This window comes from Micromonospora sp. NPDC048999 (assembly GCF_040649295.1).
GTDB lineage: Bacteria > Actinomycetota > Actinomycetes > Mycobacteriales > Micromonosporaceae > Micromonospora.
Map to the genome: position 1 here is coordinate 19181 of NZ_JBEZFI010000053.1, position 14355 is coordinate 33535.

Sequence of the window (14355 nt, forward strand, 5' to 3'; positions counted from 1 at the left end):
CTGCCGACCAGTTCGACAGCCACCACACGGGAGGCGACATGAGCGACGACATCAAGCGCGTGGCGAAGTCCCGAGCCAACCACATGGGCGGTGAAACCGCGGGCCGGCACATGGACGAACGCGGCCTGACCCGGGGCCGTACCGGAGACTCCCGCACCGCCGGCCCACCGGACGGCACCGGCACGGTCTCCGGGGTGAAGGGCATGCCCCGCAGCGACCTCAACCTGGGTGACGAGAGCACCGGTGGCCGGGCTGCGGAGCAGGCGATCGGTGCCCGGCCCGGGGAGTCCGGCAGCGAGATCGAGGACCGCACCGAACGGTGAGCGTGCGATCCGGGCGGCGGCCTCGCCAAGCGAGGCCGCCGCCGTCGCATTGTCGGGCCGCCGGCCTACCCTGACGGCATGCTGTCGCAGGTCAAAGGGCTGTCCCGCCATTTCACCCAGGAGAGCCTTCGCGCATACCTGCTCGACCGGTCGGTACGCCGGGACGACGGCTGCCTGATCGTGCGCGGTTACGGCGACCGGCGCGGCGTCCACCAGAAGCTGGCCGGGCGGGCGTGGGCGCACATCGCCGCGTACGTGGTCTTCGTCGGTGGCTACGACCCCGACCTGGACGTCGACCCGCGGTGTGGTGTGCCGGACTGCATCGAGCCCACCCACCTGCGCCAGGTGAGCCGGGCGGAGAACTGCCGCACCCGCCGGCGCGGCGACCGGTGCCGCAACGGGCACGACCGGGAGGTCGACGAGGCGACCGGCCGGTACCGGCGGGTGTGCCGGATCTGCAACCGCGAGGCCCAACGCCGCTGGCGGCAACAGCGGTCGGCCGAGGTCGCGCAGGGACGTGCCGCGTACGGCCGCGACCCGTCAGCATCAAGCGACGGCCTACCCGACGGCGGGTGAGGCGTGGCTGCCGGCGGCGGACGGCCGGTACGCCTGCTGCGGCAGCCGGTACGCCAGGTCGATCGCCGTCTCGACGGCCTCGTCCTCGGCGAGCCGATGCTCGACGACCAGGCGGGCCAGGTAGCCGGCGTCGATCCGCCGGGCGAGGTCGTGGCGGGCCGGGATGGACAGGAAGGCGCGGGTGTCGTCGACGAAGCCGGAGGTGTTGTAGAAGCCGGCCGTCTCGGTCACGAGTTCCCGGAATCGGCGCATCCCGTCCAGGCTGTCGAGGAACCACCAGGGCGCGCCGAGCCGGACAGCCGGGTAGACGCCGGCGAGTGGAGCGAGTTCCCGGGAGTAGACCGTCTCGTCGACGGTGAACAGGATCAGCCGGAAGTTCGGGTCACGCCCGAACGCGTTGAGCACCGGTCGTAGCGCCCGGGTGAACTCGGCGGTGATCGGGATGTCGAATCCGCGGTCGGGGCCGAAGGCGTGGTGGATGGCGGTGTCGTGGTCGCGGAGCACGCCGGGGTGGATCTGCATGACGAGGCCGTCGTCCCGGGACATTCGGGCCATCTCGAACAGCAGGTGGCCGGCGAAGGCGGCCGCCTCGTCGTCGCGCGCCTCGCCCCGGCGGGCCGCCGCGTAGATGCGCTTCGCGTCGGTCCCGGACAGGAGCTCGGCGGCGGCCGTGAGGTGGCCGTGGTCGGTCGCCCGGGCCCCGGCCCGGGCGAAGACCTCACGTCGGCTGCGCAGAGCGGCCAGGAAACCGTCGTAGTCGCCGGTGTCGACTCCCGACAGCTCCTGGAGCTCTTCGACGCGGCGGATCCAGCCGGCGGTGTTGACGTGGGTCAACGCGTCGGGGCGGAACGTGGGGACCACCCGCGCGCCCAGGCCGTCGGACCGCAGCCGGGCGTGGTCGGCGAGCGTCGAGGTGGCCGGGTCGGTGGTGCAGATCAGCTCGATGTTGAAGGCGTCGAGCAGCGCGCGGGGCCGGTAGGCCGGCTCCGCCAGCCGCGCCTCGATGAGGTCGTAGAGCGTGTCGGCGGTGTCCGGGCCGGGAGCCACATCGATCTTGAGGATTTCGGCGATCTCGTGTTCCAGCCAGTAGCGGCTGGGGGTGCCGCGGAAGAGGTGCCAGTGGGCGCAGAACCGTCGCCAGATCCGGCGGGGGTCGGTCTCGACGTCGCCGCCGTCGGCGCGGGGAACGCCGAGGTCCTCCAGCGGTACGCCCTGCGACACGAGCATGCGGGTGACGTAGTGGTCGGGCACTACCAGCAGGTGAGCCGGGTCGGAGAATCGCTGATCGTCGGCGAACACGGCCGCGTCCACGTGCCCGTGCATGCACAGCAACGGCAGTCCCCGGGTCGACTGGTAGATCCGGCGGGCGACGGCCCGGATGTCGTCCCCGGCGGGCAGGGCTCGGTCGGGATGCAGACGTAGCTGTGCCACGCGACTCTCCTCAGCGGCGGAACAATTCCGCAAAGAGTTACATCAGTGGGGCGACCCGACAATAGGCGGTCGTGCAACGCCTGTGAATATTCATGGGTACTGTCGGCTGTCTCACAGTGCGCCGCTGAGGGGGTGAGTGCCCATGGTGAGCGATGGGGTCGACGTCGGGCAGCGGCTCCGCCTCGACACCCTGGCCCGGCTGACCCGTCCGGGCCAGGGTTGGACCGGCCCGGACGTCGATCCACGCGCGCTGCGAGTCGGGGTCGCGCATCTCGGTATCGGGGCGTTCCACCGGGCGCACCAGGCCGTCTTCACCGAGCTGGCCGCTGCGGCGACCGGCCGCGACGACTGGGGCATCGCCGGCGTCACCCAACGGTCGGCGTCCGTGCGCGAGCAGCTGATGCCGCAGGACGGCCTCTACTCGGTGCTCGAACGGGGCGCCGACCAGGTATCACTGCGCGTGGTCGGCAGCGTGCGCGAAGTCCTCTTCGCGGGCGCTGACCCGGCGGCGGTCCTCGACCGCATCGCCGACCCGGCGGTACGCCTGGTCACGCTGACGGTGACCGAGAAGGGGTACCGGCGCGGCGGCGCGGGCGGGTTGGACCGGTCGGATCCGGAGGTGGCGGCCGACCTCGCCGGCCGGCCACCCCGGACCGCCGTCGGGCAGCTGGTACGCGGGCTGCAGCGCCGCCGGTCGCAGAGCGGCGCACCGATCACCGTGCTGTCCTGCGACAACCTGAGCGACAACGGCCAGGTGCTGCGCGCGCTGGTGCACGATTTCGTGGACGCACTGCCGTCGTCGGAGGCGACCGGCCTCGCGGACTGGATAGCGGCCTCGACGCGTTTCCCGTCCTCGATGGTGGACCGGATCGTCCCCGCCACCACCGACAAGGACCGCACGGACGCGCGCCGGATACTGGGCCTCGAAGACCGGGGCGTCATAGTCGCCGAGCCGTTCAGCCAGTGGGTCATCGAGGACGACTTCGCCGCCGACCGGCCCGCCTGGGAACGTGCCGGCGCGGTCCTGACCGCCGACGTGGCCGGGTGGGAGGCGGTGAAGCTGCGGCTGCTCAACGCCAGCCACTCGCTGCTCGCCTACCTGGGCGCCCTGTCGGGGTACGACACCATCGCGGCCGCGCTCACCGACGACCGGCTAGCGGGGGCCGTCGAGGCCCTGATGGTGGAGGACGTCACACCCACCCTGCGGGTGCCCGACGGGCTTGACCTCGCCGACTACCGGCGGCAGGTGCTGACCCGCTTCGCCAACCCGGCGCTGCGGCACCGCACCGTACAGGTCGCCATGGACGGCTCGCAGAAGCTGCCGGTCCGGGTACTGGGCACGGTGCGGGACCGGCTGTCCGCGGGGGCGGTGCCGCGACACGCGGCCCTCACGGTCGCGGCCTGGATGGTGTACGTGGCGCAGGGCCGCGACCGGCGGGGACGGGAGCTTCCCCTGGACGACCCCATGGCCGACCGGCTGCGTGCCGCCGTGGCGGGGGCCGATGGTGCCCCGCAACGCCTTGTCGACTCGCTTCTGCGGGTGCCGGAGATCTTCGGCGCAGACCTCCCCGAGCACGAGGAATTCCGGGCGGCGTTGGTGGACCACGTCGCGCGCCTGATGAGCGGCTGAACCGGCTGGGCTCAGCTCAGCGGTCCGGCGGGATCCGATAGACCGAGACGTGGGATCCGGAGTCGGCGGTGAATTCAGCAGTGGCGATGGCCGGGGGCTCAATGGCCGGGTGGATGAGCCGCCGGGGTTTCCTCAGGGGAGATGGCCGTGAACTCATGGACGCCCCGTAGCCGGGTGCGCAGAAAGGACCCGGCTCGTTCGGAGCGCAACCGCACATCCGTCGGCAGACGCATGCCGGAGTCCGCGATCGTTGCTACGGGTATCCGGGCCGGGTCAAGGCCCTCGCGGCGCGCGGTCAGGACGCCGAGGTCGTAGCGGTTGATAGCATCCGGTCCGGCGACGTTGAGGACACCTCGGTAGTCGCCTGGCGGCCAGCTCGAGCAGGGCGTCGGCCAGATCGTCGACGTATACCGGCTTGCGGATCATGTCAGTGAACAGTGCGCCCTGAACACGGCCGGCAATGAGGTCACGGGTGAGGATCTCGTGCTGTCCGCGACCGTCGCCCAGGATCAGCGATGTACGGACAACGGCAGCGGCGGGGTCGACCGCTCTGACCGCCGTCTCCGCTGCAGCCTTCGCAGCTCCGTACTGATACACGGGGTCGGGCAGCGCGGACTCGTCGTAATCGACCTCCCGTCCGGAGAACACCGCATCACTGGAGACGTGGACCAGGCGGCTGTTCTGCGCAGCCGCGGCGACGGCGACGTGCGCGGCGCCATCGGCCGCGATCCGCCAGTCGTCTCGCCTGGCTGCCGTATGGATCACCACATCAGGACGAACCCGTCGCACCAGCTCACGGACCGCCCTCGGCTCTCGTATGTCCAGCTGTTCGCCAGCGATCTGAGTGGCGGCACGGAAGTGTGTGCCGACGACTGACCAGCCGGCCTCCGCTGCACGCTCGGCCACCCGTGAACCCAACTGACCGGTGGCGCCAGTAACCAAGATCCGATCAGTCATGGCTACGTACCATACTGTCGCCCGGCCCGTTGGGTGGGCCGTCGGCGCGCCGGGCAAGGGATGGCCATCGCCCTGGCGGCCACGTCTGCTCGCTGTCGATGCTCAGCCTACGCGCTACGGCGTCTGGCCGGCATGGTCGACGATGGTCAGGTTCAAGGTCACCCCACGTCGGGCTTGCTGGCCAGCGTTCTCGGCCTTCGGGACGACCTGCCAGCCGAGGAACTGGTAGGTGTTCGAATCGAAGAGGAGTTCGTACCGGTCGATGTCCCCGGCGAGGGACACCCCGATGCCGGTGCGGCCCGCGGCGTCCGTCATGGTTTGATTGGCGACCACCCCGGGGATCTTCGTTGCCGCCTCGTACAGGGCGGCCCGCGACTGTGCGGGCAGATAGCCACTCTGGATCAGCCCCCCCACGTTGGCGAACGTCCGCTCGTTGCTCTGCATGGTGCCGCCGCCGCTCATCCGCTGCAGATGGTGCAGCATCCCGGTGGCGTCGGTTGGCAGATCGTTCAGGTAGGCCGGCGTTGGAGTGCACGGCCGGGTGGAGTTCAGCAGAGTGCCGTCCGCCGCCGGTGACCATTCTCGAGCCCGCCCATTCAGGCAACCGGGAATCACCGTCGACTGCCGGCCGCCGGCCGGCGGGTCGCTGACCCAGATCAGGCCGTCGTGGGTGCCGTCAACGGACATCCACGAGCGGGTGAGGGTCGTCGCGGGCTCGCCCTGCCCGGCGACAGGAGCGAAGCCTTTCGTCGTTCTCAGGATGAACTGGTCGGCGCGCGGAGCCGGAGTCCGGTCCGCCCGAGCGGTGTCAGCGGCCCGGTGGAGGATCTCGGCTGCCTGGGCACTGGCGGCGGGCGGTTCTCCGTCGATGCTGACCACCGAGCCGAGAAGCAGTGCGAACACGCCGACCGTGGCGGTGGCACCGACGGTGGCGAGCAGCCAGGACCGTGCCCGCGCCGGCCCTGCTGATCCAGCGATCATCCGGTTTACCTTGCCTCGCAGGTGCGGTGGGGGCTCCGCTGGTTCGAGCAACGTCCTGACCTGGTCGATCATCTGCTGATCGTTCACATCGTCTCCTCTTGCGTCCGGGTCGGGTCGTCGCCGCCGAGCGCGTTGCTGACTTTGCGCCGGGCACGGTTGAGCCGCGAGCGCACGGTTCCGACGGGTATGCCGATCGCCTGGGCGGTCTCCTCGTAGCTGAGCCCACCCCACGCGATGAGCAGCAGGACGTCGCGATCTCTGGCTGGCAGGTCGGTCAGGGCCCGGGCCAGCGGTGCCCGAAGTGCGTACGCCGCCGCACCAGCCACCGCCCGCTCCGCGGGATCGGGCGCCACATCGTTCGGGTCGCATCGAGCCATAGCGCGGTAGTGCGCCCGTTCTCGCCGCCGATAGTGCGAGATCTCCTTGGTCAGGATCCCGAACAGCCACGGTCGGGCATCCGGCCGGGCGGGGTCGTAGCGGTGCCGCCGTCGGAAGGCGACCAAGAATGTCTCGGACACCACGTCGTCCACCGCATCAGCACCCACGCGGCCGTAGGCGTACCGGTACAGGGCCGCCCCATGCCGGTCGTAGAGAACCGTGAACAGGGAACGGTCCGCCAAGGACGCCGTCACGTACCAGGCATCCGACTCCTGGCCCGCGACGAACTGCTGGTCAACCAACATGCACTGCCCACCGATCAACTCGCCTCATCTCAGCCCCTATACAGACGTATCTGCTTCCTCACCTACATATCGCCACCGGGGCCCGGTCAAGTTCACGCGACCCCGCGACTCGCCGTCACCCAGCGGCGAAGGACGGGCGAGAGCGCAGGCCCGGGAACCGACGTCGGCGCTCGCGGTGCCGCTCAATGAAGAAGTCCCGGCGGTGAGCGCACGGATCACCCCGATGACCAGGGCGGCACCCGCGCTACCGCCCGGCTGGGGTGGGGCGGGCCGCACACCATACTGATTCCTTACGCACAAGAACTGTCATTATGATGCATCGACGATCCGCCCTCTTTGTCCGGATTGTTTATCGGATTTTGATTGCCGGTAATCCTCTAATTAAAGAGGCCGTCGCTCATGTTCACGGATGAGCTGCCGGAGCCCGGTGTCGCTTCGCAGTCGAGCTGGCGATCGGCATGACGGCGTGGCGAGTTCTCACTCAAACTGGCAAACGACGACAGGCGCAGACGTCTTGAGAGCGTCAGCGCCTGTCGTCGTTGGTGGGGCTGGCTTCGGTCGTGGAAACGGGGCCCAGATAGGCGTCTCTTCGGAGCCAGGGCGGAGTGTTTCTCCATGATCAATGTGCGTGGGTTCGGGTCCCGACCTGGAGGCGTCGGCGGGTGAGCACAAGCATGTCGATCAACCAGCCGGGGCCGCCGGTGATGTCGTGGCCGCGGAGAAGCGCATCGACCTCGTAATAGCCGTTCGGACCGATGTGAGCGAAGTAGTCCTCGCAGATCTCGAGCAGTAGCGGTAACCGGTCGTCGCCAGGCGTGGTGGGTTGCATCCTATCTTTGCCGATCATCTGAGCTCAGAGTCGCCAGCGCGACGCGATCAACCCCTTGCACGATCTGCAACGGTTCACGCTCGCCCGCTTGGACTGCACGCCGACAGCGGGCATGGTGAACGGGCCATGATCTTCTGCGCCGCTGGCGACATCCACGGAGCCCTCGACCAGCTCCTCGAAGACACCCTCGCCTTCGAGGAGTCGTTCGGCGCCGCGCGGCGAGCGCGAGCAGGACGCCGCGCTGCCGGTGAGGTGGCGGCGATGGACTCCTGTGATTCAGCGCGCGCGGCGGTAGTGCATGGCCACCGCACCGTTGCGGAGCGGGTTCGCCGAGAGCAGCTCGAGCTGGCGCGTACCGGGCAGCCCGCCCTGGTACAGGGTCGGGCCGTGGCCGGCGATCCTGGGGTGGACGAGCAGCTTGTACTCGTCGATCAGGTCCAGCCGGTCGAGCTCGGTCGCGAGCTTGCCGCTTCCGAGGAGGACCCCGGCCGGGGTCGCGTCCTTAAGCTTCTGCACGCCCTCGCGTAGATCGCCGGCGATGTGGTGGCTGTTGGTCCACGGGAAGTCCTTGCGCGTCGACGACACCACGTACTTGGGTTTGGCCTCCAGCTTGGCCGCCCACTCGCGCATGGCCGGCGGCGCCTCCTCGTCGCCGCGGGCGACGGCCGGCCAGTAGCTCTCCATCATCTCGTAGGTGACGCGACCCCACAGCATTGCCCCGCCCTCGTCCATGAGACGGGTGAAGACGGCGTGCGTCTCGTCGTCGGCGATCCCCTCCTGGTGGTCGATGCAACCGTCCAGGGTGACGTTGAGGCTGAAGGTGAGGAGTCCCACAGCCGGGGAGTCTAACGCCACTACGGCGTCGCGTCAGCGAGCTGAGGTACACGCGCCCCAAGTCCCAACCTCACGACCAATGAATCCCGCCGGAAGACGCCGGAACCCAAACTCGCGCCCAGCCGGGACCCCTACTCACCGCGCTAGCTGGATCGTCAGCGAGTGGGCGCGCAGCAGCTATCGCGCCATCCCCCGGCTGCACGAACTTTGGCAGGCCAGGGGCAAACTCCTGACCGGCCTCCACAGCCCGTTCAACCCCTCTGAACTGCTCGTTTATCCCGAGGTCGTCGCTCTGGTCGAGATCTTCTGCGACCTCGACTGGCGCCGGCACGTCGCGATGGTCCGCGAGCTGGAGATGACGAACTTCTACAAACGCATCGCTGCCTCAACCAACCCCGCGACTTCGCCGACTGGCTCAGCCGTCCCTCGATGCGCCTCCGCCGCCGCGGCGGCGGCTACGACTGGATGGCCAACCCTCTCCAACAAACGAGAAGAGACACGCACCACCCGGCCGTCGAGCCGTCCACCGGCCCCGACGCCACGGCCGAGCCCGGCGTGCCGGGCACCATCGGCTGGCGCTGACACCGCTCGGATGAACGGGGCGGGTAGATTTTCGCGGTCGGACGGAAGCGGAGGCGGCATGCTCAAGGGGTGGCACGACTGGCTTGGTACGTTCACCGGCGTGGCACTCATCACGGTGGCCGTGCTGCCGTTTGCCGCGCTGACGGTGTGGGCTTTGGCACGCCGTCGTAGTGTCGCCGGCACCAGGCCGGCGTGGGCTTGGCGGATGTCGCTGGCCGAGGTCGGCATCGTCTACGGGACGGTGCCGTGGGTATGGATGATCATGCTGCCGGGCGAACGGGCCGGCGCCGTTCCGGGTCGGGTAAGCCTGGTACCGCTGCGGGACCTGCTCACGATCCTCGCCGCCGGTCCGCTGACGGCGACGGTCCAGATCGTCGGCAACCTGCTGGTGTTCGCGGCGCTGGGGTTCCTCGCCCCGCTGCGGTTCGCGGCGCTGGCGTCGATACCGCGGATCCTGGCGCTCGCGGCGGGCTGCTCGGTCCTGGTCGAGGCCGCGCAGTACATCCTGCGGCTGGACCGGGTGTCCTCCGTGGACGACGTACTGCTCAACACCGCCGGCGCCGGGCTGGCCGCGCTGGCATCGCACCGCTGGTGGCGTGGTAGGGCCAGAGCGTCGTCAGATCGACCTCGATCGGCCCCGGTCGCAGGACGTTGAGCCGTCCACGGTACGCCGGTCGGCCCTGGGGGTAGCCGAGGCGTACATGCAGACGGGAGCCCGGCGGTGTCTTGGCGTACGCGGCGTGGCAGCTACGGTCCCTGACCTCCGGTCTAGACTCGGCGGCATGGAGAAAGTGCTGGGCCTGGGTGGCCTCTTCTTCCGGGCCAAGGACCCGATGGGCCTCGCCCAGTGGTATCAGAACAATCTCGGCCTTTCCACCTACCCGGCCGCCGACGAGCCATGGCAGCAGGAGGCCGGACCCACGGTGTTCGCCCCCTTCGAGGCCGACACCGACTACTTCGGCCGCCCCGACCAGCAGTCGATGGTCAACTTCCGCGTCCGCGACCTCGACGCGATGCTCGCCCAGCTCAGGGCGGCCGGCGCGGCCGTCGACGAGAAGGTCTTGGAGGAGTCCTACGGCCGCTTCGGCTGGGTCACCGATCCCGAAGGCAACCGCATCGAACTCTGGCAGCCGCTCCCGTAGTTCGCTCGACGCCCGTCCGCACGCCGAGACGTATCTGGATGAGGCCCTCCGCAGTCGCCCCTTGCGTCCTGCTCTATGTCAGGCGGCCGGCTGCGGCCAGCCGCCTGACGGCGGCCTCGTGCGGCAGGGCATGACTGACCCGGCCGCCCACTCCGCTGGTGGTGGTGGCGGTGAAAAGCGAGTTGAGCAGCGCCTCCTCGACCGAGTCCAGGACGGCGGCGAAGACCGGATCGAGTTGCCCGTCCGGGATCGGTGACCGGTCAGGCCCGGCCGTGCTGAAGGCGATCGCGTAGTCACCGCTGCCGTTGCTGTACGACGCGCCGACCCGTCCCATGGCGAAGATGGCCCGTCTGGCCAGGCGACGGAGCTGTCGGGCATCCAGCGGCGCGTCGGTGGCCACCACGATCATGCACGAATTGCCGGGTGGATCGGTTCGGTCGGCTTCCGGGACCAGTTCCTGGACCGGCAGCGGAACACCCAGCGCGGTCAGCACGCCACCGAAGTTGGACTGGATGAGGGCGCCGACCGTCACCGGGCGGTCGACCATCGGAACCGCCCTGGACGAGGTGCCGATTCCCGCCTTGTAGCCCAGAGCCGAGGTGCCGGTCCCGGCCCCGACGCAGCCCTCCGCCGGCCGCTGCGCGGAGGCCCCGGTGACGGCGTCGAGGACGTGTCGCTCCGTGATCGGGCGGCGCCGAACGTCCGACAGGTGACCATCATTGGTCTCGCCCACCAGCGGGTTGAACGACAGGCCGTCCGGCCGTCGGTTCATCAGGTAGGTCAGCAGCGCGTCCGCGGCCCGGAACACCGAGAGCGTGCCGGTCAGAACGATCGGTGATTCCAGGACGCCGAGTTCGCCCACCTGGGTCGAGCCGACGAGCTTCCCGTAACCGTTCCCGGTGTACACGGCCGCCGGCAGCGCCCACCGGCCGGGGCCGAGTTGGCTCGGCACGACCGCGGTGACGCCGGTGTGCAGGTCAGCGCCGTTGTCGATGGTGGTGTGCCCCACCAGCACCCCGGGGACGTCGGTTATCGCGTTGTGCGGTCCGGTCGGCAACGCTCCGACGACGATGCCGAGGTCCCGGGCGCGGGGGCGGTGGACTCGCGGGTTCATGGAGCTCCTGGGTCGGTGGTGGCTTCGGAGGTGCGCGGTCAGGCGGCTAGGGCGGCGCGGTTGTCGCGCAGGGCGGCGACGATGCGCGGCAGGGCCTGCCCGATCGGCTCCCGTACCACCTCGTCGGCGAGGTCGTCGTAGGGCGTCTCGTCCCGGTTGATGATCACCAGGCGGGCGCCGGCGCGGACCGCCACGGAACACAGCGACGCGGCCGGCTCCACCCGCAAGCTACTGCCCACGGCCACCAGGAGCTGCGCCGCGGCGGCGATCCGGCGGGCGTGGTCCAGGACAAGGTCGTCCAGGTATTCACCGAAGAGCACGACGGCCAGCTTCAGGATCGCGCCGCAGTCGTCGCACCTCGGGTCGGCAACGCCGGCATGCACCCGGGCCAGCGTTGCGGCGGTCGGCGTACGGATGTCGCACCCGGTGCACCGCACCTCGTGGATCGTGCCGTGCAGTTCGAGAACCATCCGCGCCGGCAGGCCGGCCCGCTGGTGCAGCCCGTCGACGTTCTGGGTCAGTACGCGTACCGCCGTGCCCGACTGCTGCAGCTCGGCCAGGGCGCGGTGCGCGGCGTTGGGCGCGGCGCGCCACGCGGGATGGCCGGCGTAGGTGCGCCAGAACCGGGCCCGGGCCGCCGGGTCCGTCATGAACCGCGGGTACGTGAAGGCCTCCACCGCGGACGGATCCCGGGTCCAGAGCCCGTCCGGGCCGCGGTAGTCCGGCACCCCGGAATCGGTGGAGATTCCCGCCCCGGTCAGTACCGCCAACCGGGTGATTCCCCGCGTCCACTCCCCCGCCTCGACCATGTGGACGATGGTAGGAATCTGCTGGTCCGCTCGGCGAACCCTTTTCGTGCGGCGGCAAGGAAAGCCGCACTTGGCCGAGCGGGGCGGTTGCTGGCAGGGTCAACGACATGACGGGAATGACCGGGGCGGACGTCCGGGCGGCGGCCAGTGAAATGACGCGGGTCCTGCGGCCCGCCGTGGACCGGGACTGGACGGTCCGGGCCGGCGACCTGGACTGGTCCTGCTGGACCACCGCCGCGCATGTCGCGCATGACCTGCTCGGGTACGCCGGCCAGGTCACCGGCCGACCGGATCGCGACTATCTTCCCTTCGACCTGCGGGTACGCCCCGATGCCGCGACCTCCGACGTGTTGACTGTGGTGATCGCGAGCGCCGGGCTGCTCGCGGCCGCCGTCGACACCGCCGACCCGGACACCCGAGCGTGGCACTGGGGTCCCTGCGATCCGGGCGGCTTCGCCACGATGGGGGTGGCGGAGACCCTGCTGCACACCCACGACATCACTCGGGGCCTTGAGTTGAACTGGTCCCCGCCGCCGGGACTCTGCGCCGGTGTGTTGAAGCGGCTGTTTCCCGACGCGCCGGCCGGCGACCCGGTCGAGGTGCTGCTCTGGATGACCGGGCGGGCGACGCTGGGCGACCGGCCCCGGCGTACCCAGTGGAGCTGGCGGGCAGCGGTGGGGTCAGCTTCTCGGCCCTGAAGGGCCGAGCTTGCAGATCGCGTTCGGTGCTGGCTGCGCCGGACACGCCGCGTTCGGCAGGCTGACTGCTGCCCAGTCCGCGACACCGCGTATAGCGATGTTGCGGGCTGCGTTCACGTCGGCGTGCTCAGCGAAGCCGCACGACGTGCATCGGAAGGTGGATTGGTTGGGTCGGTTGGCCTTGGCGATGTGCCCGCAGGCGGAGCAGCCCTGCGAGGTGTATGCCGGATCGACGCGGGCGAGCGCGATCCCGGCCCGCGTCGCCTTGTAGGCGATGAACTGGCCGAGCTGGTGGAACGCCCACGAGTGCAGGGTGACCCGCTGGGGCTTACGGAGCCGTACCCGCTCGCGGATACCACCCAGGTCTTCCAGGGCGATACCACGACCGGTGCGTTCAGCCTCGGTCACGATCTGCTTGGCGATGCGATGGTTCGTGTCGGCCGCGAACCGGGCCTCCTTGCGCCTGCGCTTCTTCAACAGCCGCCTGGCCGATCTGGTGCCGAGCCGCTGGAGTTTGGCGCGTAGTCGCTGGTTGCGATGCCTAACCCGGTTCAGGCCCTTGCCGCAGTGGCGGGTGCCGTCATCGGTGGTGGCGATGTTCGCGATGCCCAAGTCCACGCCGAGGAACCCGTCAGGCTCCTTCACCTCGACATCGGGGATGTCGCAGGTGGCGTACAGGAACCACTTTCCGTCCCGGTGCACAAGGTCAGATTCACCCTGCCGGTGAGCGGACAGCATCACGTACTGCCCGTCGGAGCAGCGGAACGGGACACGTCCCGACCGGCCCCGCACGGTCCAGATCGACACCGTCCGGTCCGGCATCTGCCACGACAGGCAACGGTCGTCGAACGGCTGCGCCGCGTCCGCCCGGAACGCGATCGGCTTCGACTCGGACGTGACGCGGCGTTTCGACCCGGGCTTGCCGAGGTTACCGGCGCGGATGTTGGCCTTCAGGGTGGCGTACGAGCCGGCGACCTTGCGGGCGACGTGGATCGCGGGCTGAGCCGACAACCCCATCGCCTTCAACTGCCCGTAGGTGAGCCGCTGCAACGCCTGCTTGCCGAATACCCGGAACCGGTACGCCTCAGCGGAGACAACGTTCGCGGCCTCGTTGCACAGGTTCAGCGTGTCCCGCAACGCCGCCTCCTGGCCGGCGTCAGGGAACAACCGCACCTGCACCACAATCTTCACCGTCCACAATTTACCATCTCGTCTATGTCACCACGATGGGTCACAAACCCGGGATATTCGACGAGGTCGCAGCGTCGTCTACAACCTGCACGTCCATCTAGTCTTCGTCACCAAGTATCGCCGGGACGTACTCAACGACGCCATGCTCACCCGATGCGGGCAGATCATGGCCGACGTGTGCGCCAAGCTGGGCGCGGAACTGCGGGAGTTCAACGGCGAAGACGACCACGTCCACCTGCTCGTCCACTACCCGCCGAAACTGCCGATCTCCACGCTGGTCAACCGACTCAAGGGCGTATCCGCGCACTACCTGCGGCAAGAATTCACCGACCGGATCAACCGGCACATCATGCACGGCCACCTGTGGTCACCGTCGTACTTCGCTGGGTCGTGCGGTGGGGCACCACTCGCCGTCATCCGCGAGTACATCGAAACCCAGAAGCGTCCAGGCTCGTGACGCGATTCCTCCCGGCCCTGAACGACTCCGTTGGGAAATCCTCGTTAGCCGTCTTTCGGTGCGTTGACATGATTGTCGGGTCTGTCGGGTGTGGGGGGTACGGGTGTCGCTGGAATCG

General features: G+C 69.5%; 16 protein-coding genes. 7 read left to right on the forward strand and 9 right to left on the reverse strand.

Annotated features, from left to right (window positions below; genetic code table 11):
• The first annotated feature begins 38 nt into the window (after positions 1-38).
• Both AB0C02_RS30245 and AB0C02_RS30250 read left to right on the forward strand, forming a co-directional pair.
• Positions 39-323, forward strand: coding sequence for a hypothetical protein (locus AB0C02_RS30245; RefSeq protein ID WP_357552537.1), 285 nt, complete (start codon positions 39-41; stop codon positions 321-323).
• Positions 324-401: 78 nt separating this feature from the next.
• Entirely contained in the window at positions 402-899 is a 498-nt protein-coding gene (locus tag AB0C02_RS30250) for an HNH endonuclease (RefSeq protein ID WP_357552538.1), read from the forward strand.
• Here AB0C02_RS30250 and uxaC read toward each other — a convergent pair.
• Entirely contained in the window at positions 882-2330 is a 1449-nt protein-coding gene (uxaC, locus tag AB0C02_RS30255) for a glucuronate isomerase (RefSeq protein WP_357552539.1), read from the reverse strand. The genes AB0C02_RS30250 and uxaC overlap by 18 nt on opposite strands.
• A 142-nt stretch (positions 2331-2472) precedes the next feature.
• On the opposite strand from uxaC, the gene AB0C02_RS30260 reads away from it, so the two are divergent.
• On the forward strand, positions 2473-3960 hold the full coding sequence (locus AB0C02_RS30260; RefSeq protein WP_357552540.1) for a mannitol dehydrogenase family protein: 1488 nt from the start codon (positions 2473-2475) through the stop codon (positions 3958-3960).
• 273 nt (positions 3961-4233) lie between these two features.
• Here AB0C02_RS30260 and AB0C02_RS30265 read toward each other — a convergent pair whose 3' ends face one another.
• The 5 genes from AB0C02_RS30265 to AB0C02_RS30285 all read right to left on the reverse strand — a co-directional run bounded on the left by AB0C02_RS30265 (position 4234) and on the right by AB0C02_RS30285 (position 8244).
• Positions 4234-4917, reverse strand: coding sequence for a sugar nucleotide-binding protein (locus AB0C02_RS30265; RefSeq protein ID WP_357552541.1), 684 nt, complete (start codon positions 4915-4917; stop codon positions 4234-4236).
• A 114-nt stretch (positions 4918-5031) separates the two neighbouring features.
• Complete coding sequence (locus AB0C02_RS30270; RefSeq protein ID WP_357552542.1) at positions 5032-5898, reverse strand: CU044_5270 family protein; 867 nt, start codon at positions 5896-5898, stop codon at positions 5032-5034.
• Between the two features lie 83 nt (positions 5899-5981).
• Positions 5982-6581, reverse strand: a complete 600-nt coding sequence (locus AB0C02_RS30275) for an RNA polymerase sigma factor (protein ID WP_357552543.1) — start codon at positions 6579-6581, stop codon at positions 5982-5984.
• Positions 6582-7200: 619 nt separating this feature from the next.
• Entirely contained in the window at positions 7201-7428 is a 228-nt protein-coding gene (locus AB0C02_RS30280; RefSeq protein WP_357552544.1) for a hypothetical protein, read from the reverse strand.
• Between the two features lie 258 nt (positions 7429-7686).
• Positions 7687-8244 (reverse strand): dihydrofolate reductase family protein, encoded by a 558-nt coding sequence (locus AB0C02_RS30285; RefSeq protein ID WP_357552545.1) that lies wholly within the window; start codon positions 8242-8244, stop codon positions 7687-7689.
• Between the two features lie 640 nt (positions 8245-8884).
• Between AB0C02_RS30285 and AB0C02_RS30290 the strand changes: the two genes are divergently transcribed.
• Positions 8885-9481, forward strand: coding sequence for a VanZ family protein (locus tag AB0C02_RS30290; protein WP_357552546.1), 597 nt, complete (start codon positions 8885-8887; stop codon positions 9479-9481).
• Between the two features lie 127 nt (positions 9482-9608).
• Positions 9609-9968 carry a VOC family protein gene (locus AB0C02_RS30295; protein ID WP_357552547.1) on the forward strand — a complete coding sequence of 120 codons (360 nt, stop codon included), beginning with the start codon at positions 9609-9611 and terminating at the stop codon, positions 9966-9968.
• A 73-nt stretch (positions 9969-10041) separates the two neighbouring features.
• Here the strand turns inward: AB0C02_RS30295 and AB0C02_RS30300 are convergent, their stop codons facing one another.
• Both AB0C02_RS30300 and AB0C02_RS30305 read right to left on the reverse strand, forming a co-directional pair.
• Positions 10042-11082, reverse strand: coding sequence for a P1 family peptidase (locus AB0C02_RS30300; protein ID WP_357552548.1), 1041 nt, complete (start codon positions 11080-11082; stop codon positions 10042-10044).
• Between the two features lie 38 nt (positions 11083-11120).
• Positions 11121-11891 carry a Sir2 family NAD-dependent protein deacetylase gene (locus AB0C02_RS30305; RefSeq protein WP_357552549.1) on the reverse strand — a complete coding sequence of 257 codons (771 nt, stop codon included), beginning with the start codon at positions 11889-11891 and terminating at the stop codon, positions 11121-11123.
• A 116-nt stretch (positions 11892-12007) separates the two neighbouring features.
• Here AB0C02_RS30305 and AB0C02_RS30310 point away from each other — a divergent pair, with 116 nt between their 5' ends.
• Entirely contained in the window at positions 12008-12589 is a 582-nt protein-coding gene (locus tag AB0C02_RS30310; RefSeq protein ID WP_357552552.1) for a maleylpyruvate isomerase N-terminal domain-containing protein, read from the forward strand.
• Here the strand turns inward: AB0C02_RS30310 and AB0C02_RS30315 are convergent.
• A complete protein-coding gene (locus AB0C02_RS30315; protein ID WP_357552550.1) occupies positions 12572-13780 on the reverse strand; it encodes a transposase in 1209 nt (402 codons plus the stop codon). The genes AB0C02_RS30310 and AB0C02_RS30315 overlap by 18 nt on opposite strands.
• A 55-nt stretch (positions 13781-13835) precedes the next feature.
• On the opposite strand from AB0C02_RS30315, the gene tnpA reads away from it, so the two are divergent.
• The gene (gene tnpA, locus AB0C02_RS30320) at positions 13836-14237 is read left to right on the forward strand and encodes an IS200/IS605 family transposase (protein WP_357552553.1); all 402 of its coding nucleotides are present in this window, start codon (positions 13836-13838) and stop codon (positions 14235-14237) included.
• Positions 14238-14355: the final 118 nt, after the last annotated feature.

Bases quoted from the DNA above. Each gene is read 5' to 3' on its own strand.
- AB0C02_RS30290 (WP_357552546.1), top strand. From the start codon at position 8,885: ATGCTCAAGGGGTGGCACGACTGGCTTGGTACGTTCACCGGCGTGGCA.
- AB0C02_RS30270 (WP_357552542.1), bottom strand. From the start codon at position 5,898: ATGATCGCTGGATCAGCAGGGCCGGCGCGGGCACGGTCCTGGCTGCTC.
- AB0C02_RS30280 (WP_357552544.1), bottom strand. From the start codon at position 7,428: ATGATCGGCAAAGATAGGATGCAACCCACCACGCCTGGCGACGACCGG.
- AB0C02_RS30250 (WP_357552538.1), top strand. From the start codon at position 402: ATGCTGTCGCAGGTCAAAGGGCTGTCCCGCCATTTCACCCAGGAGAGC.
- AB0C02_RS30300 (WP_357552548.1), bottom strand. From the start codon at position 11,082: ATGAACCCGCGAGTCCACCGCCCCCGCGCCCGGGACCTCGGCATCGTC.
- AB0C02_RS30265 (WP_357552541.1), bottom strand. From the start codon at position 4,917: ATGACTGATCGGATCTTGGTTACTGGCGCCACCGGTCAGTTGGGTTCA.
- AB0C02_RS30295 (WP_357552547.1), top strand. From the start codon at position 9,609: ATGGAGAAAGTGCTGGGCCTGGGTGGCCTCTTCTTCCGGGCCAAGGAC.
- AB0C02_RS30275 (WP_357552543.1), bottom strand. From the start codon at position 6,581: ATGTTGGTTGACCAGCAGTTCGTCGCGGGCCAGGAGTCGGATGCCTGG.
- AB0C02_RS30310 (WP_357552552.1), top strand. From the start codon at position 12,008: ATGACCGGGGCGGACGTCCGGGCGGCGGCCAGTGAAATGACGCGGGTC.
- AB0C02_RS30260 (WP_357552540.1), top strand. From the start codon at position 2,473: ATGGTGAGCGATGGGGTCGACGTCGGGCAGCGGCTCCGCCTCGACACC.
- AB0C02_RS30245 (WP_357552537.1), top strand. From the start codon at position 39: ATGAGCGACGACATCAAGCGCGTGGCGAAGTCCCGAGCCAACCACATG.
- AB0C02_RS30305 (WP_357552549.1), bottom strand. From the start codon at position 11,891: ATGGTCGAGGCGGGGGAGTGGACGCGGGGAATCACCCGGTTGGCGGTA.